The following is a 282-nucleotide window of genomic DNA, read 5'->3' on the forward strand; positions in this document are numbered from 1 at the left end:
CTTTTATTCTTTTATTCTTTGTATCCTTGGCTTCGGCCCCCCGCCTGATAGCGTCATAGCGCCCTAACCCTAGTGGCCCAGTCGTAACAAAGACAAACCAGACATAGCATACCGACACCACCCTATCGTAGGTTTATTTCGTGGGTTTATTTCCTGGTTGCACCCACCTTGTTATCACAGAGCCAATCCAGCGCATCGATATAATTATCAAAAAAGCGCACTTCCCCTGCAATAAACCAACTGGCAATTCTGGCAATCCACTGCTGCCAGTCGGCATTACCA

Annotated in this window: 1 protein-coding gene; it reads right to left on the reverse strand. The window is 47.5% G+C overall.

Translation table 11 applies throughout. The features are described 5' to 3' along the window. Positions 1–146: 146 nt before the first annotated feature. Positions 147–282: STAS/SEC14 domain-containing protein (locus Q4563_RS23690; protein ID WP_442903807.1), on the reverse strand; the 136-nt coding region annotated here is incomplete at its 5' end.

The organism is Gilvimarinus sp. 1_MG-2023 (genome assembly GCF_030548285.1).